24 protein-coding genes are annotated in these 25,739 nt (G+C 73.5%); 16 read left to right on the top strand and 8 right to left on the bottom strand.

Going from position 1 to position 25,739, the window contains the following annotated elements; all coding sequences use genetic code 11:
- Positions 1–140: 140 nt before the first annotated feature.
- From gap to FJR00_RS10880, 5 genes are all read left to right on the top strand, one after another.
- Complete coding sequence (gene gap / locus FJR00_RS10860; RefSeq protein WP_141338748.1) at positions 141–1,145, top strand: type I glyceraldehyde-3-phosphate dehydrogenase; 1,005 nt, start codon at positions 141–143, stop codon at positions 1,143–1,145.
- Between the two features lie 5 nt (positions 1,146–1,150).
- Positions 1,151–2,362: a phosphoglycerate kinase gene (locus FJR00_RS10865; RefSeq protein ID WP_141338749.1), complete on the top strand. Its 1,212-nt coding sequence runs from the start codon at positions 1,151–1,153 to the stop codon at positions 2,360–2,362.
- Positions 2,362–3,171, top strand: coding sequence for a triose-phosphate isomerase (gene tpiA, locus FJR00_RS10870; RefSeq protein WP_141338750.1), 810 nt, complete (start codon positions 2,362–2,364; stop codon positions 3,169–3,171). Before FJR00_RS10865 ends, tpiA begins: the two co-directional genes overlap by 1 nt.
- Before the next feature lie 124 nt (positions 3,172–3,295).
- Positions 3,296–3,538, top strand: a complete 243-nt coding sequence (gene secG, locus FJR00_RS10875; protein WP_075959022.1) for a preprotein translocase subunit SecG — start codon at positions 3,296–3,298, stop codon at positions 3,536–3,538.
- Positions 3,539–3,681: 143 nt separating this feature from the next.
- On the top strand, positions 3,682–4,038 hold the full coding sequence (locus FJR00_RS10880; protein WP_141338751.1) for an RNA polymerase-binding protein RbpA: 357 nt from the start codon (positions 3,682–3,684) through the stop codon (positions 4,036–4,038).
- A gap of 45 nt (positions 4,039–4,083) precedes the next feature.
- Here the strand turns inward: FJR00_RS10880 and pgl are convergent, their stop codons facing one another.
- The 5 genes from pgl to tkt are packed head-to-tail and all read right to left on the bottom strand — an operon-like array spanning position 4,084 to position 12,731.
- Positions 4,084–5,943, bottom strand: a complete 1,860-nt coding sequence (gene pgl / locus FJR00_RS10885) for a 6-phosphogluconolactonase (protein WP_141338752.1) — start codon at positions 5,941–5,943, stop codon at positions 4,084–4,086.
- Positions 5,940–7,490, bottom strand: a complete 1,551-nt coding sequence (gene zwf / locus FJR00_RS10890) for a glucose-6-phosphate dehydrogenase (protein ID WP_141338753.1) — start codon at positions 7,488–7,490, stop codon at positions 5,940–5,942. The genes pgl and zwf overlap by 4 nt, the downstream gene beginning before the upstream one ends.
- Positions 7,490–9,193 (bottom strand): glucose-6-phosphate isomerase, encoded by a 1,704-nt coding sequence (locus FJR00_RS10895; RefSeq protein WP_141338754.1) that lies wholly within the window; start codon positions 9,191–9,193, stop codon positions 7,490–7,492. The genes zwf and FJR00_RS10895 overlap by 1 nt, the downstream gene beginning before the upstream one ends.
- Entirely contained in the window at positions 9,190–10,380 is a 1,191-nt protein-coding gene (gene tal / locus FJR00_RS10900; RefSeq protein ID WP_238330440.1) for a transaldolase, read from the bottom strand. The genes FJR00_RS10895 and tal overlap by 4 nt, the downstream gene beginning before the upstream one ends.
- Positions 10,377–12,731, bottom strand: coding sequence for a transketolase (gene tkt / locus FJR00_RS10905; protein ID WP_141338755.1), 2,355 nt, complete (start codon positions 12,729–12,731; stop codon positions 10,377–10,379). The genes tal and tkt overlap by 4 nt, the downstream gene beginning before the upstream one ends.
- 170 nt (positions 12,732–12,901) lie before the next feature.
- Between tkt and FJR00_RS10910 the strand changes: the two genes are divergently transcribed.
- Both FJR00_RS10910 and FJR00_RS10915 read left to right on the top strand, forming a co-directional pair.
- The gene (locus FJR00_RS10910; protein WP_141338756.1) at positions 12,902–13,873 is read left to right on the top strand and encodes a heme o synthase; all 972 of its coding nucleotides are present in this window, start codon (positions 12,902–12,904) and stop codon (positions 13,871–13,873) included.
- 60 nt (positions 13,874–13,933) lie between these two features.
- A complete protein-coding gene (locus tag FJR00_RS10915; protein WP_141338757.1) occupies positions 13,934–14,956 on the top strand; it encodes a COX15/CtaA family protein in 1,023 nt (340 codons plus the stop codon).
- 155 nt (positions 14,957–15,111) lie between these two features.
- Here FJR00_RS10915 and FJR00_RS10920 read toward each other — a convergent pair whose 3' ends face one another.
- Positions 15,112–15,930 carry an ABC transporter permease gene (locus FJR00_RS10920; RefSeq protein WP_181409598.1) on the bottom strand — a complete coding sequence of 273 codons (819 nt, stop codon included), beginning with the start codon at positions 15,928–15,930 and terminating at the stop codon, positions 15,112–15,114.
- A complete protein-coding gene (locus tag FJR00_RS10925) occupies positions 15,927–16,622 on the bottom strand; it encodes an ABC transporter ATP-binding protein (RefSeq protein WP_238330453.1) in 696 nt (231 codons plus the stop codon). Before FJR00_RS10925 ends, FJR00_RS10920 begins: the two co-directional genes overlap by 4 nt.
- Before the next feature lie 97 nt (positions 16,623–16,719).
- Between FJR00_RS10925 and FJR00_RS10930 the strand changes: the two genes are divergently transcribed.
- From FJR00_RS10930 to FJR00_RS10970, 9 genes are read left to right on the top strand one after another with little or no spacing between them, the layout of a single operon-like run.
- Complete coding sequence (locus FJR00_RS10930; protein ID WP_141338759.1) at positions 16,720–17,559, top strand: helix-turn-helix transcriptional regulator; 840 nt, start codon at positions 16,720–16,722, stop codon at positions 17,557–17,559.
- Positions 17,556–18,977, top strand: coding sequence for a Fe-S cluster assembly protein SufB (gene sufB / locus FJR00_RS10935; protein ID WP_075959028.1), 1,422 nt, complete (start codon positions 17,556–17,558; stop codon positions 18,975–18,977). The genes FJR00_RS10930 and sufB overlap by 4 nt, the downstream gene beginning before the upstream one ends.
- A complete protein-coding gene (gene sufD, locus FJR00_RS10940) occupies positions 18,977–20,188 on the top strand; it encodes a Fe-S cluster assembly protein SufD (protein ID WP_141338760.1) in 1,212 nt (403 codons plus the stop codon). The genes sufB and sufD overlap by 1 nt, the downstream gene beginning before the upstream one ends.
- Positions 20,185–20,523 (top strand): non-heme iron oxygenase ferredoxin subunit, encoded by a 339-nt coding sequence (locus FJR00_RS10945; RefSeq protein WP_141338761.1) that lies wholly within the window; start codon positions 20,185–20,187, stop codon positions 20,521–20,523. The genes sufD and FJR00_RS10945 overlap by 4 nt, the downstream gene beginning before the upstream one ends.
- Positions 20,524–20,563: 40 nt before the next feature.
- Positions 20,564–21,319: a Fe-S cluster assembly ATPase SufC gene (gene sufC / locus FJR00_RS10950; protein WP_075959031.1), complete on the top strand. Its 756-nt coding sequence runs from the start codon at positions 20,564–20,566 to the stop codon at positions 21,317–21,319.
- A 34-nt stretch (positions 21,320–21,353) separates the two neighbouring features.
- Positions 21,354–22,724, top strand: a complete 1,371-nt coding sequence (locus FJR00_RS10955; RefSeq protein ID WP_377465405.1) for an aminotransferase class V-fold PLP-dependent enzyme — start codon at positions 21,354–21,356, stop codon at positions 22,722–22,724.
- On the top strand, positions 22,724–23,236 hold the full coding sequence (gene sufU, locus FJR00_RS10960; RefSeq protein WP_141338763.1) for a Fe-S cluster assembly sulfur transfer protein SufU: 513 nt from the start codon (positions 22,724–22,726) through the stop codon (positions 23,234–23,236). Before FJR00_RS10955 ends, sufU begins: the two co-directional genes overlap by 1 nt.
- Positions 23,237–23,293: 57 nt before the next feature.
- Entirely contained in the window at positions 23,294–23,620 is a 327-nt protein-coding gene (locus tag FJR00_RS10965; RefSeq protein WP_075959033.1) for a metal-sulfur cluster assembly factor, read from the top strand.
- 4 nt (positions 23,621–23,624) lie between these two features.
- Positions 23,625–24,290, top strand: coding sequence for an acVLRF1 family peptidyl-tRNA hydrolase (locus FJR00_RS10970; RefSeq protein WP_141338764.1), 666 nt, complete (start codon positions 23,625–23,627; stop codon positions 24,288–24,290).
- A gap of 24 nt (positions 24,291–24,314) precedes the next feature.
- On the opposite strand, the gene FJR00_RS10975 is transcribed toward FJR00_RS10970, so the two are convergent.
- A complete protein-coding gene (locus FJR00_RS10975) occupies positions 24,315–25,658 on the bottom strand; it encodes a dicarboxylate/amino acid:cation symporter (RefSeq protein WP_141338765.1) in 1,344 nt (447 codons plus the stop codon).
- Positions 25,659–25,739: the final 81 nt, after the last annotated feature.

The raw sequence follows: 25,739 nt of genomic DNA on the forward strand, positions 1-25,739 counted from the left end.
ACCCCCCGGGACCTGCGCCGGCCCGCCTCCCTGCGTTGGGCAGCCCTCTCGCGGGACGATAGGTTGGGACCAGGACGACGGCGTCCTTCGTCGCGGCGCGCGTCCGCGCGCCGCGCCCACCCACGAGGGAAGGTTCACTCATGACCGTTCGCGTAGGCATCAACGGCTTCGGACGCATCGGCCGCAACTTCATGCGCGCCGTGCTCGCCTCCGGCGCCGACATCGAGATCGTCGGGGTCAACGACCTCACCGACAACGCCACCCTGGCGCACCTGCTGAAGTACGACTCGATCCTCGGCCGGCTGGACGGCGAGGTCACCTCCACCGAGACCGAGATCAGCGTCGACGGCAAGGCCGTCAAGGCGTTCGCCGAGAAGGACCCCTCGGCCCTGCCCTGGGGCGACCTCGGCGCCGACATCGTCATCGAGTCCACCGGGATCTTCACCGACGCCACCAAGGCCCAGGCCCACCTGGACGCCGGGGCCAAGAAGGTCATCATCTCCGCGCCCGCCAAGAACGAGGACATCACCCTCGTGATGGGCGTCAACGACAAGGACTACGACCCCGCGGCGCACCACATCATCTCCAACGCCTCCTGCACGACCAACTGCCTCGCACCGATGGCCAAGGTCCTCAACGACGAGTTCGGCATCGTCAAGGGACTGATGACCACCATCCACGCCTACACCGCCGACCAGAACCTGCAGGACGGGCCCCACAAGGACCTGCGCCGTGCCCGTGCCGCCGCGCTGAACATCGTGCCCACCAAGACCGGTGCCGCCCAGGCGGTCGCGCTCGTGCTGCCCGAGCTGAAGGGCAAGTTCGACGGCTACGCCCTGCGGGTGCCCACCCCCACCGGCTCGGCCACCGACCTGACCTTCCAGGCCGGCCGCGAGGTCACCGTGGAGGAGGTCAACGCGGCGATGCAGAAGGCCGCCGAGGGCGAGCTCAAGGGCATCCTGGAGTACACCGAGGACCCGATCGTGTCCAAGGACATCGAGACCCACCCCGCCTCGTGCATCTTCGACTCCGGTCTCACCAAGGTCATCGGCGACCAGGTCAAGGTCGTCGGCTGGTACGACAACGAGTGGGGCTACTCCAACCGCCTCGTGGACCTCACCGTCCTGGTCGGCGAGAAGCTCTGAGCGGCATGCGCTCGATCGCAGAGCTGACCGAGCAGCTGGGCGGCCTGGCCGGCCGCACCGTCCTGGTCCGCAGCGACCTCAACGTCCCCCTGGACGGCGGGCGGATCACCGACGACGGCCGGGTGCGCGCCTCGGTGCCCACCATCGAGGAGCTGGCCTCGGCCGGCGCCCGGGTCGTGGTCACCGCCCACCTGGGTCGGCCCAAGGGAGCACCGGAGGCCCGGTTCTCGCTGCGGCCCGTGGCCGACCGGCTCGGCGAGCTCCTCGGACGTCCGGTGACCTTCGTCGAGGAGACGGTGGGGCCCACGGCCCGCGCGGCGGTCGAGGCCATGTCCGACGGCGACGTGGTCGTCCTCGAGAACCTCCGGTTCAACCCCGGGGAGACGGCCAAGGCGGACGAGGACCGGGCGCAGTTCGCCCAGGAGCTCGCCGCCCTGGCCGACGCCTTCGTCTCCGACGGGTTCGGGGTGGTGCACCGGGCCCAGGCATCCGTCTACGACGTCGCCCGCCTCCTGCCCCACGCGGCGGGCGGCCTGGTCCGTTCCGAGGTCGAGGTCATGCGCACGCTGCGGGAGGACCCCCAGCGTCCCTACGCCGTGATCCTCGGCGGGGCCAAGGTCAGCGACAAGCTCGGCGTCATCGAGTCCCTCATCACGGTGGCCGACCGGCTCCTGATCGGTGGGGGCATGGTGTTCACCTTCCTCAAGGCCCAGGGCCACGAGGTCGGGACCAGCCTCCTGGAGGAGGACCAGGTCGACACCGTCAGGGGCTACCTGGAGACGGCCGCCCGGCAGGGGGTGGAGATCGTGCTGCCGACGGACGTCGTCGTCGCCGACTCCTTCTCGGCCGACGCGGCGCACGAGGTCGTGGCGGCCGACGCCATCCCCGCGGACCGGATGGGCCTGGACATCGGGCCCCGCTCCGAGGAGCTCTTCGCCGAGAAGCTCGCCGACGCCCGCACCATCTTCTGGAACGGCCCGATGGGCGCCTTCGAGATGGAGCCGTTCGCCTCCGGCACCAGGGCCGTGGCCCAGGTGCTCGTCGAACGGACCCGCGAGGGTGCCATGACGGTCGTCGGCGGCGGCGACAGCGCCGCCGCGGTGCGTGACTTCGGGCACGCCGACTCCGACTTCGGGCACATCTCCACCGGTGGTGGGGCCAGCCTGGAGTACCTCGAGGGCAGGCAGCTGCCCGGACTCACCGTGCTGGAGGACTGATGGCTGGATCGACGGGCACACCCCGCACGCCCCTGATGGCGGGCAACTGGAAGATGAACCTGGACCACCTCCAGGCCACCCACCTGGTGCAGAAGCTGGACTGGACGCTGCGCGACGCCAAGCACGACTTCTCGGCCGTCGAGGTCGTCGTGCTGCCGCCCTTCACCGACCTGCGCTCGGTGCAGACGCTGGTGCAGGGCGACAAGCTGGCCCTCGGCTACGGCGGGCAGGACCTGTCCCAGCACGACGAGGGGGCCTACACCGGTGAGATCTCCGGGGCCTTCCTGGCCAAGCTGGGCTGCACCTACGTCGTCGTCGGGCACAGCGAACGGCGGGAGCACCACGCCGAGACCGACGAGCTCGTGGGGGCGAAGGTGCGCGCCGCGCTGCGGCACGGGCTGACCCCCGTCCTGTGCGTCGGCGAGCCGCTGGAGGTCCGGCAGGCCGAGGGGCACGTGGCCCACGTGGTCACCCAGCTGCGTGCCGCCCTGGAGGGCCTGGACGGCGAGCAGGTCGCTCGGGTCGTGGTGGCCTACGAACCGGTGTGGGCCATCGGCACCGGCGAGGTGGCCACCCCCGCCGACGCCCAGGAGGTCTGCGCCGCCGTCCGGGCCACCGTGGGCGAGCTGGCGGGCGCGGACGTGGCTGCCGGCCTCCGGGTGCTCTACGGCGGCTCGGTCAAGCCGGGCAACGTCGCGGAGATCATGGCCCAGGAGGACGTCGACGGTGCCCTCGTCGGCGGCGCCTCCCTGTCGGTCGAGGACTTCGCGGCGATCTGCCGCTACCGCGACCACGTCGGCACCGCCTGACCGCTGCGGCGCCCGGCGGCTTCGTCCGGCGGGCCCCCGCTGGGTTAGGCTGTCGGACGCCCGGGACCCGTGGTCCCGGGCGTCCGTCCCCTTCCGTCCCAACGTCTGTCGAGGTGTGCACCGCGTGGAGTACGTGCGCTGGTTCCTGAACGGGCTGCTGGTCGTCACCAGCGCCTTCCTGGTCCTGCTCATCCTCATGCACAAGGGGCGCGGCGGCGGGATGTCCGACATGTTCGGCGGCGGGATGAGCAGCAGCCTCGGCGGGTCGTCGGTCGCCGAGCGCAACCTCAACCGCATCACGATCGCGGTCGCCGTCGTGTGGACGGCCGTCGTCGTGGCCATCGGCCTGCTCATCAGCTACGGCTGAGCCGCCACCCTGGTGTCGCACCGGCACCGCAGGTTACTCTCTACCCCCGGGCCGCACGCGTCCCACTCGGGTGTTCCGGCCGCTCGCCCCGAGCCGCCGGCCCGGTCCGGCACGGCACGGCACGGCACGAGGAGAGGCACCCGATGGTCGGCAACAACGCGATCCGTGGCAGCAGGGTCGGTTCCGGTCCGATGGGGGAGAGCGAGCGCGGCGACGCCGCCCCCCGGACCGTCGTCAGCTACTGGTGCGCGCGGGGTCATGAGACCCGGCCCAGCTTCGCGCGGGACGGTGAGGTCGACGTCCCGGAGACGTGGGACTGCCCCCGCTGCGGGCTGCCCGCCGGCACCGATCGGGAGAACCCGCCCCAGGCCCCACGCAACGAGCCCTACAAGACCCACCTGGCCTACGTCAAGGAACGGCGCAGCGACCAGGACGGCGCCACGCTGCTGGAGGAGGCCCTCCGGGCCATGCGCGAGCGGGGGGTCGGCGGGGGCTCCTGAGGTCGGCCGCGGGCCCGACGTCGGCCGCGGGCCGGTGGGGGCCCCTCAGCCCCGGGCGGGCGGGTCGTCGACCCGGGCGGCCGCGGCCTCGTCGAGCCACCAGACGGTCTCCTGGCGGCCGTGCACGCACGAGGCGGGCAGGTCGCGGTCGTCGGTCGCCGCCACGGACGCGGCGACCGCCTCCGCCTTGTCCTCGCCGGCCACGACCAGCCAGACGGCCTGGGCGGCGTTGATCACCGGCAGGGTCAGGCTCACCCGGAGCGGCGGCGGCTTGGGGGAGTCGTGCACCGCGGTGGTGGCGGGGACGAGCAGGTCCAGCTCGCTGCGCCCCGGGAAGAGCGAGGCCACGTGGGCGTCGGGTCCGACCCCCAGGAGCAGCACGTCCAGCGAGGGGGCCGGGTCCGGTGCCTGCGCCCACCGGGCCAGCTCTGCGGCATACCGGGCGACCGCGGTCTCCAGCCGGGCCGGGTCGCTGCCGCCGGGCACCCGGTGGGTGTGCTTGACGAGCACGGGAAGGTCCCCCAGGCCGGCCTCGTCGGCCTGGGCGTCGTTGCGGTCCGGGTCGCCGGCCGGCAGGTAGCGCTCGTCGCCCCACCACAGGTGCACCTTGCGCCAGGCGCTCCGGTCCAGCTCGCCGTCCCGGGCCAGCGCGGCCAGCGCGGCGACCGTGGCCCCACCCATCGACCCGCCCGTCAGACCGACGTGGGCCACGCCCCGGTCGGCCACGACCTCCTCGACCCGTCGTGCCAGCGCCGCGGCGACGGCGCCGGCGAGGGCGGTGCCGTCCGCGTGGATGCGCAGGTCGGCACGCGTGGCCTCGGTGAGCCGGTGCTCCACGTGGGCCTCCAGGTCGTCGGTGCCGGCCGGGGCGGGCGGCCGGTCCGCCAGCCGGTCGCTGCCGAGGCGGTCCCGCCCGGCCGGGTCGACCTGCGCCGGGCCCTCGGGGACGTCGCCGCGGCGCACGGCCTCCGTGCGGGACCCGCCGCTGCGCACCCGGGGCAGCCCGTCGCACAGGGCCGCGGCGTAGACCTCGTCGGCGTCCAGCCGGCGCAGCTCGTCGGCCAGCGCCTCGGCCGGGGTGGGCGTGTGCAGCGCGACGAGCCGGGGCAGGCTCCCCACGCGGGAGAGGGTGGCGGTGTCCGCGCCGTCGTCGGTGCGGACCAGGTCCACGGGCCCGGAGTCCCGGTCGAGCCGGACGCTGACCAGGCCGGTGCCGGCCGCGCTGCGCGCCCGGGCGACGGGGCAGCGCAACGCGTGGGCCAGCCAGCCGGCCAGCAGGTCGGCCCCCGGGTGCTGCCGCTCGGCCGTGACGGTGGCGGCGGTCACCGGCTCGAACGGCGCTGACTCCAGCGAGGAGGCCAGCAGCGCCCGCCAGCGGGTGATCCGGGTCCATGCCAGGTCGGTGTCGCCCGGGGCGTAGTGCCGGGCCCGCCGTCGCAGCTCGGTGGACGGACGCTCCGCCGCCACGGCGTCGGTGATCCGTCGGTGCGCCATCCGGCCCAGGTCGTCGCCGGCGACGTCCGCCGGCGCTCCGCCGGGCCACCAGGTGACGACGGGGGAGTCGGGCAGCAGCAGCGGGGTCACGACGGCGTCCTCGTGCCGGGTCAGGTCGCCGTAGAGCCGCAGGACGACGATCTCGCTGGCGCCGGCGTCCCCACCCACCCGGATCTGGCCGTCGAGCCGCCCGCGCCCGCGGGCGTTGCCGCGGACGAGCACGATGATCCGGGCCGGGTGCTGCCGGGTCGCGTCGTTGGCCGTGCGGACCGCGTCGTCGGCGCCGTCCTCGTCGACGCTGACGACGAGGGTCAGCACCCGGCCCATCGCCATGGCGCCCACGCCGTCGCGCAGGCGCAGCAGCTCCTTGACCACCTCGCGGGTGGACGTGCTGGGCAGGTCGCGGATCACGGCAGCCTCCAGGTGCGCCCGTCACGGGCCATCAACTCGTGGGCGGAGTCCGGCCCCCACGTTCCGGCGGCGTAGTCCGGCGGGGGCGTCCCGGCGCGGGCCCAGTGCTCGATGACGGGGTCGAGGATCTTCCAGGACAGCTCGACCTCCTCGTGGCGCGGGAAGAGCGGGGGCTCACCCAGGAGGACGTCGAGGATGAGACGTTCGTAGGCCTCGGGGCTGGACTCGGTGAAGGAGGCGCCGTAGCCGAAGTCCATCGTCACGTCCCGGACCTCCATCTGGCTGCCCGGCACCTTCGAGCCGAACCGCATGGTGACCCCCTCGTCCGGCTGGACCCGGATGACGACGGCGTTCTGCCCGAGCTCCTCGGTGGCGGTGTCGGTGAACGGCAGGTGGGGGGCACGCTTGAGGACCACCGCGATCTCGGTGACGCGTTTGCCCAGCCTCTTGCCGGCCCGCAGGTAGAACGGGACCCCCGCCCACCGGCGGGTGTGCACCCCGAGCCGGACCGCGGCATACGTCTCGGTCGTGGAGCCGGGGTCGACCCCGTCCTCGTCGAGGTAGCCCGGCACGCGGACGTCGCCCTGCCACCCCTCGGCGTAACGACCACGGGCGGTGGCCTCGTCGAGGTCGTCGGGCAGCCGCACGGAGGCCAGCACCTTCTCCTTCTCGGCCCGGACCGCGTCGGCGGTGAACGCCACGGGCGGTTCCATGGCGGTGAGCGCGAGCAGCTGGAGCAGATGGTTCTGGATGACGTCCCGGGCCGCGCCGACCTCGTCGTAGTAGCCGGCCCGGCCGCCGATGCCGATGTCCTCGGCCATGGTGATCTGCACGTGGTCGACGTAGTGGCTGTTCCAGATCGGCTCGAACATCTGGTTGGCGAACCGCAGGGCCAGCAGGTTCTGGACGGTCTCCTTGCCCAGGTAGTGGTCGATGCGGAAGACCGAGTCCGGGGGGAAGACGCCCTCGACGATGGCGTTGAGCTCCTGGGCGCTCTCCAGGTCGTGCCCGAAGGGCTTCTCGATCACCACGCGCCGCCAGGTGCCCGGCCGGGGGTCGGACAGCCCGCTGGCCTGCAGGCGTTCGCACACCGGCGCGAACCACGCCGGGGGGATCGACAGGTAGAACGCGTGGTTGCCGCCCGTGCCCCGGCGGTCGTCCAGCTCGCGCACGGTCCGGGCGAGCAGGTCGAAGGCGTCCGGGTCGTCGAAGGCGCCCGGGACGAACCGGAACCCCTCGGCGAGGGAGCGCCACACCTCCTCGCGGAACTCGGTGCGGGCGTGCGCCCGCACCGAGTCGTGCACCACCTTGGCGAAGTCCTGGTCGGCCCACTCCCGGCGGGCGAACCCGACGAGGGAGAAGCCCGGAGGCAGCAGCCCACGGTTGGCGAGGTCGTAGATCGCCGGCATGAGCTTGGTGCGGGCCAGGTCGCCGGTGACGCCGAACATCACCATGCTGCAGGGCCCGGCGATGCGGGGCAGCCGCTTGTCGTCGGGGTGCCGCAGCGGGTTGTGCTCCGCCGTCACCGGGGCCGGGGAGTCCGGCATCAGCCCGCCAGGGTGCGACGCAGCTGCTCCAGCCCCTGCGCCTGGTCGGTCAGGTGCAGCCGCAGCACCGGCCGGCCGTGGTCCGCCAGCACCTGGGCGTCGCCGGCGGCCTGGGCGGCGATGAACTCCCCGAAGGTGAAGTCCTTGCCGGGGACGGGAAGGTCCTCCCGGGGCTCGCCGGTCACCTGCAGGTAGACCCCCTGGGCGGGGCCGCCCTTGTGGTACTGCCCGGTGGAGTGCAGGAAGCGCGGTCCCCAGCCGAACGTCACCGGTCGGCCGGTCCGGTCGACCAGGTCGGCCTGGGCCTCGGCGAGGTCGGCGTGCTCGATCCGGTCGAGGTAGACCATGACGGCCAGGTAGCCGGTGCTGGGGTCGAGCTGTCGCAGCAGCGCACCGACCGCGTCCGTCAGGCTCGCGGAGCCCTCGGGCAGCCAGCCCGGTCCGGCCGCGCGGACCTCGACCGCCCCGTCGCGCAGGTCCGGTTCCACGGTCTCCCCGCCGCCGTCGGCCATGATCTGCCGGGCGGCGTCCTTGGCGCTCTCCACGTCCGGCTGGTCGAAGGGGTTGATGTCCAGCAGGGAGCCGGCCACCGCGGTGGCCACCTCCCACAGGAGCAGCTGGGCACCGAGCGGCCCGGCCACGGCGACGCGTGAACCGGTGCTCACGCCGGCGCCCTCCTCGGAGGTGGCGCCGGTACCGGTGGCGGAGTGGTCCTCGTCCTCCTCGTCGTCGTCGCCGGTGAGGTCGAGCTCGACCTCGTCGGCCGGCACGAGCGCGACCACCGTGCAGTCGGCGGTCTCCCGCAGCCCCTGGGCCGGGGGCCGGCCGGGCGGCGTCACGACGGGGAGGATCCCGGTGCCCTCCTTGCCCGTGGACTCGGCGATCAGCTGCTCGGCCCAGTCGGCCAGTCCCACGATGCCCGAGCCCGCGTCCGCGAAGAGCAGCTTGTCACGCAGCGGCTCGGTGCCGCCGAGCGCGGCACCCAGCCGCAGGCCAGGGTTGCCGAGGTCGTCGTCGGCGAGCAGGTCGGCGACCTCCTCGGCCTCGTCGAGCAGCGACCCCACGTCCACCCCGGCCAGGCCGGAGGGGACCAGGCCGAAGGCGGTGAGGGCCGAGTAGCGCCCGCCGACGTCCGGGTCGGCGTTGACGACCCGGTAGCCCTCCGCGCGGGACTGCTCGTCCAGGGGGCTCCCGGGGTCGGTGACCACGACGATCCGCTCGGTGGGGTCGATGCCGGCGTCGGTGAACGCCTGCACGAACGCCCGTCGCTGCGAGTCGGTCTCCAGGGTGGAGCCCGACTTGGAGGAGACGACGACGGCGGTGCGCCGGAGGTCGGTCCCGACCGCCGAGCGGACCATGTCCGGGTCCGAGGTGTCCAGCACGACGAGGGGCACGCCGGCGGTCGCGCAGATGACCTCGGGGGCCAGCGAGGAGCCGCCCATGCCGCACAGGACGATGCGGTCGGCCCCGCGCTCGCGCAGCTGCTCCCGGAGGGCCTCGACCTCCCCGACGAGGGGTCGTGAGGAACGCGGCAGGTCGACCCAGGAGAGACGCCTGGACGCCTCCTCCTCGGCCCGCGGACCCCACAGCGTCGCGTCCTGCTCGAAGAGCCGGGAGGCGAAGCGACGCTCGACGAGACCGGCCAGGTGGCGCTCCACGGCGTCGGCCGCCGCGCCGAGAGCCTCGACGGTCAGGGCGCTCATGCCCGGCCCGCCGCCTTGTCCAGCTCGGTGCTCACGGTCTCGAGGAGCTCGTCCCAGGAGGTGGCGAACTTGTCCACACCCTCGGCCTCGAGCTGCTCCACGACGTCGGTGTAGTCCACGCCGACCCGGGCCAGGGCGTCGAGGACCTCCTGGGCCTCGGCGTAGGACCCGGTGACCGTGTCCCCGGTCAGCCGGCCGTGGTCCACGGTGGCCTCGAGGGTCTTGGCGGGCATCGTGTTGACCGTGTGCGGCGCCACGAGCTCGGTGACGTACATGGTGTCGGGGTAGTCCGGGTTCTTCACCCCGGTGGAGGCCCACAGGGGACGCTGCACGTTGGCCCCGTCGTCGGCCAGGTTCTGCCAGCGGGGGGTGGAGAAGACCTCCTCGAAGGCCTGGTAGGCGAGCCGTGCGTTGGCCAGCCCCGCCTTGCCGCGCAGGGCCAGCGCCTCCTCGGTGCCGATCTCCTCCAGCCGCTTGTCGATCTCGCTGTCGACCCGCGAGACGAAGAAGGAGGCCACCGAGTAGATGGGGGACAGGTCGTGGCCCCGCTCCCGGGCCTGCTCCAGCCCGGTGAGGTAGGCACTCATCACGCCGCGGTAGCGGTCCAGGCTGAAGATGAGGGTCACGTTGACGCTGATCCCCTCGGCCAGGGCCTGGCTGATCGCCGGCAGGCCCTCCACGGTCGCCGGGATCTTGATGAGCAGGTTGGGCCGGTCGATCTCGGCCCAGAGGCGGCGGGCGACCTCGACGGTGCGCGCGGTGTCCTTGGCCAGCCGCGGGTCGACCTCGATGGAGACCCGGCCGTCGAGGCCACCGGTGCGCTCGTGCACCGGGGCGAGCACGTCGCAGGCGTCCCGGACGTCGCGGGTCGTCAGCGCGAAGACGGCCTCGTCGACCGAGGACCCGGCGAGCTCGGCCACCTGGTCGCTGTAGGAGTCGCCCTCGGCCAGCGCGCTGGCGAAGATGGTCGGGTTGGTGGTCACGCCCAGGACCCCGCGGTCCACGTAGCCCTGCAGGTCGCCGTCGGCGATCATCGGGCGGTTCAGGTCGTCCAGCCACACGGACACGCCGGCCTCGGCCAGCTCGTGCAGGATGGTGCGGGACTCGCCCTGGTCGGCGGTGGCGCCCTGCTCGGGTGCCTGGGTGGGCTTGCCGTCGTCGTGGTGGCTCATGGTGTCCTCGCTCACTTCTGGGTCTCGTCGGTGGACCGGGTGCCGCCTTCGCCGGCGTCCCCGAGGGTGCTCTCGTCGTCGGTCGGTTCCTGCGGGTCGGAGGTGCCGGGGGCGGCCGGGGCCTCGCCCCGCGCGGCCTCGATCGACTCGCGCGCGGCCTTCGCGACCGCGTCGGCGGTGAGGCCGAACTCCCGGAAGAGGGTCTCGAAGTCGGCGGAGGCGCCGAAGTGCTCCAGGCTCACGATCCGGCCGGCGTCACCGACCAGCTCGCGCCAGCCCTGGGCGACCCCCGCCTCGACCGAGACCCGCGCACGGACGGCGGGCGGCAGCACCTCGTCGCGGTAGCTCTGGTCCTGGGCGTCGAACCACTCCCGGCAGGGCATCGAGACGACACGGGTGGGCACCCCGTCGGCCTGCAGCTGGTCCCGGGCGCCCAGCGCGAGCTGGACCTCCGACCCGGTGCCGATGAGCACCACCTGCGGATCCCCGCCCTCGGCCTCGGCCAGGACGTAGCCGCCCCGGGCGACCCCGTCGGCCGGGGCCAGCACGGACCGGTCGAGGGTGGGCACGTTCTGCCGCGTGAGCGCCAGCGCGGAGGGGTGGTCGACGGTCTCCAGGATCGTCCGCCAGGCGACGGCCGTCTCGTTGGCGTCGGCCGGCCGGACGACGTCCAGCCCGGGGATCGCGCGCAGGGCGGCCAGGTGCTCCACCGGCTGGTGGGTCGGGCCGTCCTCGCCCAGGCCGATGCTGTCGTGCGTCCACACGTAGACGACCGGCAGCTGCTGGAGGGCGGCCAGCCGGACCGCGGGGCGCATGTAGTCGGAGAAGATGAGGAAGGTGCCGCCGTAGGGGCGGGTGAGGCCCTCGAGCGCGATCCCGTTGAGACTCATCCCCATGGCGTGCTCGCGGATGCCGAAGTGCAGGGTGCGGCCGTAGCGGTGTCCGGGGAAGGCCTCGGTGGCCTTGCCGTCCGGGACGAAGCTCGGCTCGCCCTCCATCGTCGTGTTGTTGGAGCCCGCGAGGTCGGCGGAGCCGCCCCACAGCTCGGGCATGACCGGGGCGAGCGCGGTCAGCACCTGGCCGGAGGCCTTGCGGGTCGCCATGCCCTTCTCGTCGGCCTCAAAGGTCGGCAGGGCGTCGTCCAGGCCCTCGGGCAGCTCCTTGGCCTGCAGCCGGTCCAGGAGACGGGCGCCCTCGGGGTTGGCCTCGCGCCACGCCTCGTAGCGCTCCTGCCACCGGGCGTGCGCCTCCTGGCCCCGCCCGACCACGGCGCGGGCGTGCTCGAGGACCTCGTCCTCGACGGGGAAGGCGGTCTCCGGGTCGAATCCCAGCAGCTTCTTGGTGGCCGCGACCTCGTCCTCCCCGAGGGCCGACCCGTGCGAGGCGCCGGTGTCCCGAGCGGTGGGCGCCGGCCAGGCGATGACCGTCCGCAGGATGACGAGGGTCGGGCGGTCGGTGCGCTCACGGGAGGCCTGCAGCGCGGCGTGAAGGGCGTCCACGTCCTCGGTGTAGGGGCCCGTCCCGTCGTCCGCGCGGGCGGCGTCGCCGCTGTCGCCGGCACGCCCGCGCCAGTCCACGGTCTCGACGTGCCAGCCGTAGGCCTCGTAGCGCTTGGCGACGTCCTCGCTGAAGGAGATGTCGGTGTCGTCCTCGATCGAGATGAAGTTCTGGTCGTAGACGACCGTGAGGTTGGACAGCTCCTGGTGGCCGGCCAGGGACGACGCCTCGGAGGACACGCCCTCCATGAGGTCGCCGTCGGAGGCCACGACCCACACGTGGTGGTCGAAGGGGGACTCGCCGGGCGCCGCGTCCGGGTCGAGCAGGCCGCGCTGGCGCCGCTGCGCCATGGCCATCCCGACCGCGGACGCCAGGCCGGAGCCCAGGGGCCCGGTCGTGATCTCCACGCCGGTGGTGTGGTGCACCTCGGGGTGGCCGGGGGTGGCGCTGCCCCAGGTCCGCAGCGCCTTGATGTCGTCCAGCTCCATGCCGTAGCCGGAGAGGTAGAGCTGGATGTACTGCGTCAGGCTTGAGTGGCCCGCGGAGAGGACGAACCGGTCCCGGCCCAGCCAGTGCGGGTCGGAGGGGTCGTGGACCATGACGTCCTGGTAGAGCAGGTAGGCCAGGGGTGCCAGGCTCATGGCCGTGCCCGGGTGCCCGTGGCCCGCGTGCTGGACGGCGTCGGCGGCCAGGACACGGACCGTGTCCACCGCCCGGACGTCCGCGTCGGTCCAGCCCACCTCGTCGGCGATCGGCCGGGTCAGGCCCTCGTCGCGGCCGGCGGTGAGGGTCGGGGCGGTCTGGCTCACGTGTACTCCTCGGGTGGGGGTCGGAGGTCGCTGGCACCGGCCCCGGGGCCGGCGCGGCATACCCCGACCTTAGCCGCTCACCTCCCGACGCGCGCCCGTTGCCGACAGTTGCCGTCGCCGCCCCGGGGGGAGGGCACGGGGGTCGCGGGTGCCGGGACGGGCCGGCCCACGGAGTACCATCGAGGGACGTCAGCGTCCCGTGGGGACGACGCCTGCCACCGAAGGACACCGTGACCACGCTCGACCCGCGCCGCGCGCCCGACGGACCCGCCGACGTCAGCGTCGGCGCCGCCCGAGGACGCACGTGGCGGGACGTGGTGCGCGACTACGTGGCCCTGACCAAGCCCCGGATCATCGAGCTGCTGCTCGTGACCACCTTCCCGGTGATGTTCCTGGCCCAGCGCGGCATCCCCCCCGTGTGGCTCATCGTGGCCACCCTCGTCGGCGGCACCCTCGCGGCCGCCTCGGCCAACGTGCTCAACTGCTACCTGGACCGGGACATCGACGCGCAGATGAACCGCACGTCCAACCGGCCGCTGGTCACCGGGACCATCAGCCCCCGGGCCTCCCTCGTCTTCGGCGGGGTCCTCGGCGTGGCCTCCGTGCTGTGGCTGGGGCTGCTCGTGAACTGGATCTCCGCCTGGCTGGGCCTGGCGGCGATCGCGCTCTACGTCGTCTTCTACACGATGATCCTCAAGCGGCGGACCAGCCAGAACATCGTCTGGGGCGGCGTCGCGGGGTGCGTGCCGGTGCTCATCGGCTGGTCGGCGGTGACCGGCTCGGTGTCCTGGGAGGCGCTGATCCTGTTCCTCGTCGTCTTCTTCTGGACGCCGCCGCACTACTGGCCGCTGTCGATGCGCTTCCGCGAGGACTACGCCGCCGCCGGGGTGCCGATGCTCCCCGTGGTCGCCGAGGACGTGGCCGTGGGACGCAAGATCGTCGGGTACGCCTGGGTGACCGTCCTGACCTCCCTCGCCCTCGTCCCGGTCGCCCCGATGGGGTGGATCTACACGGTCGTGGCCGTGGTCTCCGGCGCGCTGTTCGTCGTGGAGTCGCACCGCCTGCTGGGCCGCGCGCGCCGTGGGGTCGCCGGGCCCGCGCTGGGCGCGATGCGCCTGTTCCACTACTCGATCAGCTACCTGACCCTGCTCTTCCTCGGGGTGGCCGTCGACCCCCTGCTGCACCTGCCGCTGCCGCTGTGACCGCCGGCCTCCTGCGGCACCCGCGCCCCGCCCCCGCCAGACCCTCGGAAGCGTGACCCGATGACCACCTCCACGGCCTCGACGCCCACCCTGCTGTCCGCGCTCCGGGCGCGACTGATGCCCGAGCGTCCCGGTGCGTGGCTGCGGGCCACCGCGTGGGCCTCCCTGCTGGCCAACGCCCTGCTCGTCCTCACCGGCGGGCTGGTGCGCCTGACCGGGTCAGGGCTGGGCTGCCCCACGTGGCCGCGCTGCACCGAGGAGTCGTGGACCTCCACCCGGGAGATGGGGGTGCACGGCGCGATCGAGTTCGGCAACCGGCTGCTGACCTTCCTGCTCGTCGCCGTCGCGGTGCTGACCTTCCTCGCCGTCTGGCGCTCCCGCCGCAGCCACCCGGGGCTGCTGTCGTTGGCCCTGGTCCTGGCCGGCGGCATCGTCGTCCAGGCCGTGGTCGGGGGCGTCACCGTGCGCACCGGGCTCAACCCGTGGGTCGTCGGCGTCCACTTCATGCTCTCCGCGGTGATGATCGCGGTCGCCGCGGTGCTGGTGGGCCGGGCCCGACGGGCGTCCCTGCCGCAGGTGGCGGCCGAGCAGCGCCCCGGGCAGGTCGGCGGACCGGCGGGACGGTGGCTGCGGGGGACGGCGCTGGCCGTCGGCGGGCTGGCCTTCGTCGTGGTCTACGTCGGCACCCTGGTCACCGGGACCGGGCCGCACGCCGGCGACGCCGGCGAGGTGGCCCGGCACACCTTCGACGCCTACGTGGTCACCAGGCTGCACAGCCTCCCGGCCTACCTGCTGCTCGGCGTGACCGTGCTCAGCCTCGTGCAGGCCGCCCGCCAGGGGTGGCCCGCGACGGTCCGGCGGCCGCTGGCCCTCCTGGGAGGTGTGCTGGTGGTGCAGGGCGTCATCGGCTACTACCAGTTCTTCACCGGGCTGCCGGTCGTCGCGGTGGCCCTGCACCTGGTCGGTGCCGCGGTGCTCGTCGCGGTCGTGGGGACGGTCCTGGACCGGGCGTTCGCGGTCTCCGCGCCGGCTGGCGAGGGCATCGACGGCGGTGCCCGCGCGGGGGCGACCACCGCGGTCTGACCCGGACGGGCGGGCCGGACGGATCTGGACACGGGTCGGTCGGCGGTTGCTGCGTGTGGCGTGCTGCAGAATCCGGGCCGGGGCACGCGACACGCCGCAGTCACGAGCGCACGGTGCGCGACACGCCGGTCAGGGTGCCCGTTGGCTCGGAAGGATCAGTCGGACCAGCGCAGGGCGCGTCGGGCCACGACACCGGCGGCGAGCGCCCAGGCCAGCAGCACCAGCAGCGGGCCCAAGGCGAACCGGCCGTCGACCAGGGCGGTGCGGAGGCCGTCCCCGAGGGCCGCGGACGGCAGCAAGGAGACGAACGGCGCCACCGTGTCCGGCATGGTGCTCGGCGGCAGGAGCACGCCGCCCCCTGCGGCCAGCAGCACCCAGACCAGGTTGGCCAGGGCCAGCACGGCCTCGGCCCGCAGCGCGCCGCCCAGGGTGGCCGCGAGCAGGGCGAAAGCCGCCGCGCCCAGGACGACGACGACGAGCGCGGGCAGCAGGCCCGCCGCGGCCGGACGCCACCCGAGCACCGCCGCGACCGCACCGAGGACGACCAGCTGCAGGGCGACGACGACCAGGACCGACAACGCCTTGGCCGTGAGCAGGCCGCCGCGGCCCAGCGGCGTGGTGCCCAGCAGGCGCAGCACCCCCCACCGGCGCTCGAAGGCGAGCAGGATCGCCTGCCCGGTGAAGGCGGTCGACATCACCGCCAGCGCGAGGACTCCAGGGGTGAGCACGTCGATGCGCTCCCTCCCGGCCCAGGGACCCGACGCGAGGTCGGGGTAGGGCACCAGCGCCAGCCCGACCAGGGCCAGGAGCGGCAGGACGAGGGAGACGACGAGCTGCTCCCCGTGGCTGAGCAGGCCGCGCGTCTCGAACCCGGCCTGCGCCAGCACCCGGCGGACGGGGGAGGCGGGCGGTGAGGCAGGGGTGGCCGGGGCGGCGGGCGGAGGGGCGGCCCCGGAGGGCGCGGTCCCGCTCACCGGACGACCTCGCTGTCGGCCAGCCGGAAGTAGGTCGCCTCCAGCCCCTCGGTGCCCGCGACCTCCGCCAGCGTCCCGTCGGCGACCACCCGTCCCGCCACCACGATGACGACCCGGTCGGCGAGGCGCTCGGCCTCCTCGAAGGAGTGCGTGGTCACCACGGTCGCGCAGCCGCCGGCCGCCGTCTCGGCGATGATCGAGTGCACCTCACGACGCGCGTGCGGGTCCAGCCCGGCCGTCGGCTCGTCGAGGAAGGCCACCTCGGGACGGCCCACGAGGGCACCCGCCAGGGCGACCCGCTGGCGCTGGCCCCCGGAGAGACGGCGCACGGTCGTGCGGGCGAAGTCCTCGATGCCCAGCCGGCGCACGAGGGCGGGGACGTCGGCCGGACGCTCCCAGAACCGCGCCAGGTGCTGCAGCAGGGCCACCGGGCGGACCGACTGGGGCAGCCCACCGTCCTGGAGCATGACGCCGACCCGGGCACGGTGGGCCGCACCGGCTCCCCACGGGTCCGCACCGAGCACCCGCACGGTGCCGGCGTCCGGACGCTGCAGCCCGACGGCGATCTCGACGCCGGTGGTCTTGCCCGCGCCGTTCGGGCCGAGCACGCAGGTGACCTCCCCGGACCGGGCCGACCAGGTCAGCCCGCGCAGCGCCTCCACGGCCCCGAAGCGCCGCACGACGCCGTCCATCAGCACGGCGGGAGGTGGAGGGGTCACGGACGGCAACTCTAGTTGCTCGCCGACGGACCTCCTGCTTGGACCTGGCCGCGAAATAGGACACAATGGCATGGTGAATTTGGTGGAGGTGCAGGCCGAGTCCCGGACACGGGACCGGGTGCGTCGCGCCGTGGGGGAGCGGGGCCCGGTCTCGGCCAGTGCCCTGGCCAAGGAGCTCGGCCTCACCGCGGCCGCCGTCCGGCGCCACCTGGACGCGCTCGAGCACGACGGCGTCATCGTCGAGCACGTGCCGTCCGGCGGGGCGCCCCGCGGCCGGGGCCGCCCGGCCCGTGCCTACGTGCTGACCGCCGAGGGGCAGGACCAGTTCACCACCGCCTACGACGGGGTGGCGACCGCAGCCCTGCACTACCTCGCCGACACCGTGGGGGAGCAGGCCGTCGAGAGCTTCGCCGACCAGCAGGTCGTCGAGCTCGAGGGGCGCCTCCGCGCAGCCATGGACCGCCACCTGGCGGCGTCCGGGGCCGACCCCGACGACCTGGACGCCCGCGCCTCGGCGCTGGCCGCGGCCCTCTCCGAGGAGGGGTATGCTGCCTCGGCCCGCCCGGTCGGACCGGGTGCCGGGCCGGCCGGGATCCAGCTGTGCCAGGGCCACTGTCCCGTCCGGTCGGTGGCCTCGGAGTTCCGGCAATTCTGCGAGGCCGAGACCGAGGCGATCTCCCGGATCCTCGGGGTGCACGTGCAGCGGCTGGCCACCCTGGCCGGCGGCGAGCACGTGTGCACCACCTTCGTGCCGACGGGTGCCCTGGGCGCCCGTGAGCCCACGTCGCAGGAGCGTGCGCGGGCCCGGCCCTACGTCATACCCCGCGCGGAGCTGGACACGCCCGGGCCGCGCAGCACACCGACCACACCGACCCACGACCACCACGCCGACGAGAGGTCTGAGCGATGAGCACCAACATCGAGGAGCTGAACCCGGGTCTGAAGGACCTGGGCACCTACGAGTACGGCTGGGCCGACAGCGACGTGGCGGGAGCCACCGCGCGGCGCGGCCTGTCCGAGGAGGTCGTCCGCGGCATCTCGGCCATGAAGGACGAGCCGGCCTGGATGCTGGAGCAGCGGCTCAAGGCGCTGCGGCTGTTCGGCAAGAAGCCGATGCCGCACTGGGGCGCCGACCTGTCGGACATCGACTTCGACAACATCAAGTACTTCGTGCGCTCCACCGAGAAGCAGGCCACCAGCTGGGAGGACCTGCCCGAGGACATCAAGAACACCTACGACCGCCTGGGCATCCCCGAGGCCGAGAAGCAGCGCCTCGTCGCCGGCGTCGCCGCCCAGTACGAGTCCGAGGTCGTCTACCACCAGATCCGGGAGGACCTGGAGGAGAAGGGCGTCATCTTCGTCGACACCGACACCGGTCTGCGCGAGCACGAGGAGCTCTTCCGCGAGTACTTCGGCTCGGTCATCCCGGTGGGCGACAACAAGTTCGCCTCGCTGAACTCCGCGGTCTGGTCCGGCGGCTCCTTCATCTACGTCCCCAAGGGCGTGGAGGTGGACATCCCGCTGCAGGCCTACTTCCGGATCAACACCGAGAACATGGGCCAGTTCGAGCGGACCCTGATCATCGCCGACGAGGGCTCCTCGGTGCACTACGTCGAGGGCTGCACCGCGCCGATCTACAAGACCGACAGCCTGCACTCCGCCGTCGTCGAGATCGTCGTCAAGAAGGACGCCCGCGTCCGCTACACCACGATCCAGAACTGGTCCAACAACGTCTACAACCTGGTCACCAAGCGTGCGACCTGCGACGAGGGCGCGACCATGGAGTGGATCGACGGCAACATCGGCTCCAAGGTCACCATGAAGTACCCGGCCGTCTACCTCCTCGGCGAGCACGCCAAGGGCGAGACGCTGTCCGTCGCCTTCGCCGGCGAGGGCCAGCACCAGGACGCCGGCTCCAAGATGGTGCACGCCGCCCCGCACACCTCCTCGACCATCGTGTCCAAGTCGGTGGCCCGTGGTGGTGGCCGGTCCTCCTACCGGGGCCTGGTCCAGATCAACGAGGGGGCCCACCACAGCCGCTCCTCGGTGGTCTGCGACGCCCTGCTGGTCGACCAGATCTCCCGGTCCGACACCTACCCCTACGTCGACGTCCGCGAGGACGACGTGCAGATGGGCCACGAGGCGACCGTCTCCAAGGTGTCCGAGGACCAGATGTTCTACCTCATGTCCCGAGGCCTGTCCGAGACCGAGGCCATGGCGATGATCGTGCGCGGGTTCGTCGAGCCCATCGCCCGTGAGCTGCCCATGGAGTACGCCCTCGAGCTGAACCGCCTCATCGAGCTGCAGATGGAAGGAGCCGTCGGCTGATGTCGCTGCTCATCGACGAGAACACCCACGTGGACCCCGCCGCCCAGCTGGGTGGCGACCACCGGATCCCGGACCAGTCCCGGGCCGCCCGCACCCGGTCCTTCGACGTGCACGCCTTCGGGCTGCCCACGGGCCGGGAGGAGGAGTGGCGCTTCACCCCGGTCGACCGGCTGGGCCACGTGCTCTCCGACACCGCCACCGACGACGACGGCGACGACCACGCGGCCGAGTTCACGGTGGAGGCCCCCGAGGAGTTCGTCGCCGGCACCCTGGCCCCCGGCCAGGCCCCCCGCGGCACCGTGCTGGTCCCCGAGGACCGTGGTGCGGCCGTGGCCAGCGCCAATACCCCCGAGGCCCTGCACCTGCGGATCCCCGCCGACGTCGAGCACCCCGACCCCGTGCGCGTGCGGGTGCACGGCCGCGGCGCCGGACGACGGAGCAACGCGCACTACGTGCTCGAGGCCGAGCGGCACAGCAAGGCCCTGGTCATCCTCGACCACACCGGCAGCGCCGACCACACCGGCAACCTCGAGGTCGTCGTGGGCGACGGCGCGCAGCTGACCGTCGTCAGCCTCCAGCGCTGGGAGGACGACGCGCTCCACCTGGGCCAGCACGAGGCCCTCGTCGGCCGGGACGCGACCTACAAGCACATCGTCGTCACGCTCGGCGGCGGCATCGTGCGGGTCAACTCCAACGTCCGCTACGCCGGCCCCGGCGGGGACGCCACCCTGCTCGGCGTCTACTTCGCCGACGCCGGCCAGCACCTGGAGCACCGCTCGTTCGTGGACCACAACGCCCCGCGGTGCACCTCGCTGGTCACCTACAAGGGTGCGCTGCAGGGCGAGAGCGCCCGGACCGTGTGGGTCGGCGACGTGCTGATCCGCAAGGAGGCCGAGGGCATCGAGACCTACGAGCTCAACCGCAACCTGGTCCTCACCGACGGCGCCCGCGCCGACTCCGTGCCCAACCTGGAGATCGAGACCGGCGAGATCGCCGGCGCCGGCCACGCCAGCTCCACCGGCCGGTTCGACGACGAGCAGCTGTTCTACCTGATGTCCCGCGGCATCACCGAGGACGAGGCCCGGCGCCTGGTCGTGCGCGGCTTCTTCGCCGACGTCGTCGCCAAGATCGGCGTGCCGGAGGTCGTCGACACCGTCATGGCCGCGATCGACGAGGAGCTCGCGCTCACCGCCGAGGTGGCCACGGCATGAGCCAGCCCGCCGTCGCCGGTCCGGAACCGGTGCACGTGTGCGCCCTGGGCGACCTGCCCGAGGTCGGCGCGGTCGTGGCCGACATCGGCGGGCGCCGGGTGTCGATCGCCCGCGACTCGGCCGGCCACGTGCACGCCTTCGACGACACGTGCACGCACGCCAACGTCTCGCTGGCCGAGGGCGACGTCGAGGGCGAGCTCATCGAGTGCTGGCTGCACGGGTCCCAGTTCGACATGACGACCGGCGAGCCCAAGAGCCTGCCCGCCACCCAGCCGATCGCGGTGCACACCGTGACCCTGGAGGGCGACCAGGTCTGGGTGACCCTCGCCGACTGACCCACCCCATACCCCCTTCCTTCTCTTCCCAAGGAGCACCATGACCACCCTGGAGATCCGCGACCTGCACGTCAGCGTCGCCGACGACGACGCCACCGAGATCCTGCGCGGCGTCGACCTGACCATCAGCTCCGGCGAGACCCACGCGATCATGGGTCCCAACGGCTCGGGCAAGTCGACGCTGGCCTACGCGATCGCCGGCCACCCGAAGTACACCGTCACCAGCGGCCAGGTGCTGCTCGACGGCGAGGACGTCCTGGAGATGGGCGTCGACGAGCGCGCCCAGGCCGGGCTCTTCCTGGCCATGCAGTACCCCGTCGAGGTGCCAGGCGTCACCGTGTCCAACTTCCTGCGTACCGCCAAGACCGCGGTCGACGGCGAGGCCCCCAAGCTGCGCCACTGGGTCAAGGACATGAAGGGCGCCATGGAGGCCCTGCGGATGGACCCGGCCTTCGCCGAGCGCAACGTCAACGAGGGCTTCTCCGGCGGCGAGAAGAAGCGCCACGAGATCCTGCAGATGGAGCTGCTCCAGCCCAAGATCGCCATCCTCGACGAGACCGACTCCGGCCTGGACGTCGACGCGCTCAAGGTCGTCTCCGAGGGCGTCAACCGCGTCAAGGACGCCACCGGGCTGGGCGTCATGCTCATCACCCACTACACCCGCATCCTGCGCTACATCCAGCCGGACTACGTGCACGTGTTCATCAACGGGCGCGTGGCCGAGTCGGGCGGCAGGGACCTCGCCGACCGCCTGGAGGAGGAGGGCTACGACCGCTTCCTCACGGCCGGGGTCTGAGGACGACGGACGCCACCAGCCCCGCCGAGGAGGTATGACGATGGGCCGGTCCACCCCGCACGCGGGCACCGCGGAGCACGCCTCCGTGGCGCCGCGGCCGTTCAGCGAGGGCGAGCTCGCGCGGATCCGCGCGGACTTCCCGCTGCTGGGCCGCACGGTGCGTGAAGGCCGTCCGCTCGTCTACCTCGACAGCGGGGCGACCTCGCAGAAGCCGCGGGTCGTGCTGGACGCGGAGCGGGAGTTCTACGAGCGGCACAACGCGGCCGTGCACCGCGGCGCGCACCAGCTGGCCGAGGAGGCCACCGAGGCCTTCGAGGACGCCCGCGAGACCGTGGCCGGCTTCCTCGGCACCGACGCCGGTGAGATCGTCTTCACCAAGAACGGCACCGAGGGCCTGAACCTGCTGGCCTACGCCTTCTCCAACGCCGCCGCCCCGGGCGCGCTGGACGGCGTCGACGAGGACTGGGCCGCCCGGCTGCGGCTCGGTCCCGGCGACGAGGTCATCGTGACCGAGATGGAGCACCACGCCAACCTCGTGCCCTGGCAGGAGCTGTGCCGCCGCACCGGTGCCACGCTGCGCTGGATCGGCGTGACCGACGACGGGCACCTCAGCGACCCCGCGGAGGTGGTGGGGGAGCGGACCAGGGTCGTGGCCCTCACCCACGTGTCCAACGTCCTCGGGACGCTCAACGACCTGGGCCCCGACTCCCCGGTCGTGGCCGCCGCCCGGCGGGTGGGGGCGCTGGTGTTCGTCGACGCCTGCCAGAGCGCGCCGCACCTGGACGTCACCGCGCTGACCGCCCCGGGGTCGGGGATCGACGCCCTCGTGCTCACCGGGCACAAGACGCTGGGCCCCTCGGGCGTCGGGGTCCTGTGGGCCCGGCGCGCGCTGCTCGAGGCGATGCCGCCCTTCCTCACCGGCGGGTCGATGATCGAGGTCGTCCGCATGGAGGGCTCCACGTGGGCGCCCCCGCCGGCCAAGTTCGAGGCCGGGGTGCCGATGGCCGCCCAGGCCGTCGGCCTGGCGGCGGCGTTGCGCTACCTGTCCGGCCTCGGCCTGGACCGGGTGCACGCCCACGACCGGATGCTCACCGGGCACGCGCTGGCAGCCCTCGCCGAGCGCCCGTGGGTGCGGGTCCTGGGACCGGCCGACCCGGCCGAGCGGGTCGCCTGCGTCTCCTTCGTCGTCGACGAGGTCCACCCCCACGACGTCGGGCAGGTCCTCGACGACGCCGGGGTGGCCGTGCGGACCGGGCACCACTGCGCCTGGCCGCTGCACCGGCGGCTCCGCGTCCCGGCCTCCACGCGGGCCAGCTTCGGGGTGTACACGACCCCGGCGGAGATCGACGCCTGGCTGGAGGCCCTCGACCGGGTGCCCACGATCTTCCGGACGGGAGCGGCCTGATGGACCTCTACGGCGAGCTCATCCTCGACCACGCCAAGCGCCCCCGGCACGCCGGGCTGCGGGAGCCCTACGACGTCGAGGTCAACCACGTCAACCCCACCTGCGGCGACGAGATCAGCCTCCGGGTGCACGTGGTCGGCGAGGGTCCCGACGCGGTCCTGCAGGACGTGTCCTACGACGCCCTCGGCTGCTCGATCTCGGTGGCCTCCACCTCGGTCCTGGCCGAGGAGACCATCGGCCGGCCCGTCGCCGAGACCCTGGAGACCTACCGGCACCTGCACGACATGCTCACCAGCCGGGGTGCCGACGCGGGCGACCCGGAGCAGATCGGCGACGCCGTCGCCTTCGCCGGCGTCGCCCGCTACCCGGCCCGGGTCAAGTGCGCGCTGCTGTCCTGGTCGGCCTACCTCGACGCGCTGGCCCGGGCGGGGGCGGACATCTCGGCCGCGAGCACCGACGAGGGCAGCCGGAACGGCCGGGCCGACGCCCGGGACAGCACGCCCAGACCCTGAGAGACTGGCCCAGCAGGCCGGTCCCGACCACCACCGACCCCTTCCGATGGAGGAACCATGAGCGAGACCACCGCACCGCCGAACGTGGCGGACATCGAGGAGGCCCTGCGCGACGTCGTGGACCCCGAGCTGGGCATCAACGTCGTCGACCTCGGCCTCGTCTACGGCGTGACCGTCGACGCCGCCCACCACGTCGTCATCGACATGACGCTGACCTCGGCGGCCTGCCCGCTGACCGACGTCATCGAGGACCAGATCGCCCAGTCCCTGGAGGGCCTGGTGGCCAGCCACCGGATCAACTGGGTCTGGATGCCGCCGTGGGGCCCGGACAAGATCACCGACGACGGCCGCGAGCAGCTGCGCGCCCTCGGCTTCAACGTCTGAGCCGGTGGGCCGGCCGGACGGCCCGGACGCGACGGTCGACGTCGCGCCCGAGCGGCTGGACGGCTGGCTGAGCCGGTTCGCCGACTCCCACGGGGAGGTCACCTGGTCCGTCGTCGACGGGCCGGGGGCCTCCCCGTCGTCGTGGGCGGTCGACGCCGCCGACGGCTCCTGGGCCCGGCTGACCTGCTGGCGCGCGCCGACGGGGGAGCGGGCCACGGGCGGGTGGGCCCTGCCCCCGGCGCTGCTCGTCCTTCTCGTCCGGCGGGGAGGGTATGCCGTGGCCGTCGCCGCCCCCGACGGGTCGCTCGCCGCCAGCAAGGTGGGGACCCGCCACGTGCAGTCCCGCTCGGCCGCCGGCGGCTGGTCTCAGCAGCGCTACGCCCGCCGCCGCGCCCACCAGGCCGACGCCCTCGTCGAGGCGGTCGTCGGCCACGCCGTGCGCGTCCTGGAGGAGGGGGAGCAGGGCACCGGTCCCGTCGGGGGACTGGTGCTGGGTGGGGACCGCACGCTGGCCGCGCAGGTGCTGGACGCCGTGGCGACGGGCCCGCGGGCCCGGCTGCACGGCGTACCCCGCAGGGAGCTGTGGGACGTGGCCGACCCCCGGCGGTCGGTCCTCGAGGAGGCCGTCCGCCGGGGGCGGGCCGTGCGCGTGACGGTGCACAACGCCTGACCGGTCGGTCGGGCGGGGGAGCGGTCAGCCGCCGACGGCCACCGGCTCGTCCGCGTCGCGCTCGTCCCGGCGCCACGGGTCGCCCTGACGCGGGGCGTCGTAGCGCTCCCGGTCCAGGATTCCCTGCCGCCTGGCCACGATCGTGGGCACGAGCGCCTGCCCGGCGACGTTGGTCGCGGTGCGACCCATGTCGAGGATCGGGTCGACCGCCAGCAGCAGCCCGACGCCCTCCAGGGGCAGGCCCAGGGTGGACAGGGTCAGCGTGAGCATGACGGTGGCGCCGGTGACGCCGGCCGTGGCCGCCGACCCGAGAACCGCGACGAAGGCGATGAGCAGGTAGTCGGTCACCCCGAGGCTGACCCCGAAGAACTGGGCCACGAAGATCGCGGCGATCGCCGGGTAGACCGCCGCGCAGCCGTCCATCTTGGTCGTCGCGCCCAGCGGCACGGCGAAGGAGGAGTAGGCGCGGGGGACACCGAGGTTGCGCTCGGTGACCGCCTGGGTCACCGGCAGGGTGCCGATCGAGGAGCGGGAGACGAAGCCCAGCTGGATCGCCGGCCAGGCACCGGTGAAGAACTGCCGGACCGAGAGGCCGTGGAGGCGCAGCAGCACCGGGTAGAGCACCCCGACGACGAGCAGCAGGCCCACGTAGACCGCCAGGGTGAACCGGCCCAGCGAGCCGATGGTGGTCCAGCCGTAGGACACCACGGCGTTGCCGAGGAGGCCGACCGTGGCCAGGGGCGCCAGCAGGATGACCCACCACAGCACCTTCTGCACGACGGTCAGGGCCGACCGGGTGAAGGTGAGGAAGGGTTCGGCCTCCCGGCCGACCTTGATGACGGCGACGCCGACGGCGATGGCCAGCACGAGGATCTGCAGGACGCTGAAGGACAGCGAGACCGAGCCCTCGTCGCCGCCGCGGGCGCTCAGCCCCAGGACGTTGGCCGGCACGATGCCGGTGAGGAAGTCCAGCCAGGAGCCGGTGCGGGAGGGCTCGGCCGCGTCGGCGGCGCTGACGCCGGCGCCCCGTGCCGGGTCCACGACCCAGCCCACCACGAGGCCGATCCCGACGGAGACGAGGGCGGTGACCGCGAACCACAGCAGGGTGCTCCACGCCAGCCGGGCGGCGTCGGTCACCTCCCGCAGGTTGGCGATGCTGGAGACGATGGCGAGGAAGACCAGCGGCGGCACGATGGTGCGCAGCAGGGTGACGAAGGTGGAGCCGATGATGGACAGGGTCTGAGACAGCCAGGTCGGGTTCTCGGCGCTCGCGCCGGTGGCGCGGGCCACGAGGCCCAGCACGACACCGAGCACGAGGCCGACGAGGACCTGGGTGCCGAAGGAGACCCGGGGGAGACGGGAGAGCACGGACGAGCCTTTCGGGAGGGGCGGATCGGTATGCGGTGCCGCACCGCCCCAGGGCCCCTCGAGCTGGTCCCGGGTCGGGTG

Source organism: Ornithinimicrobium kibberense, assembly GCF_006519705.1.
Lineage (GTDB): Bacteria > Actinomycetota > Actinomycetes > Actinomycetales > Dermatophilaceae > Ornithinicoccus > Ornithinicoccus kibberensis.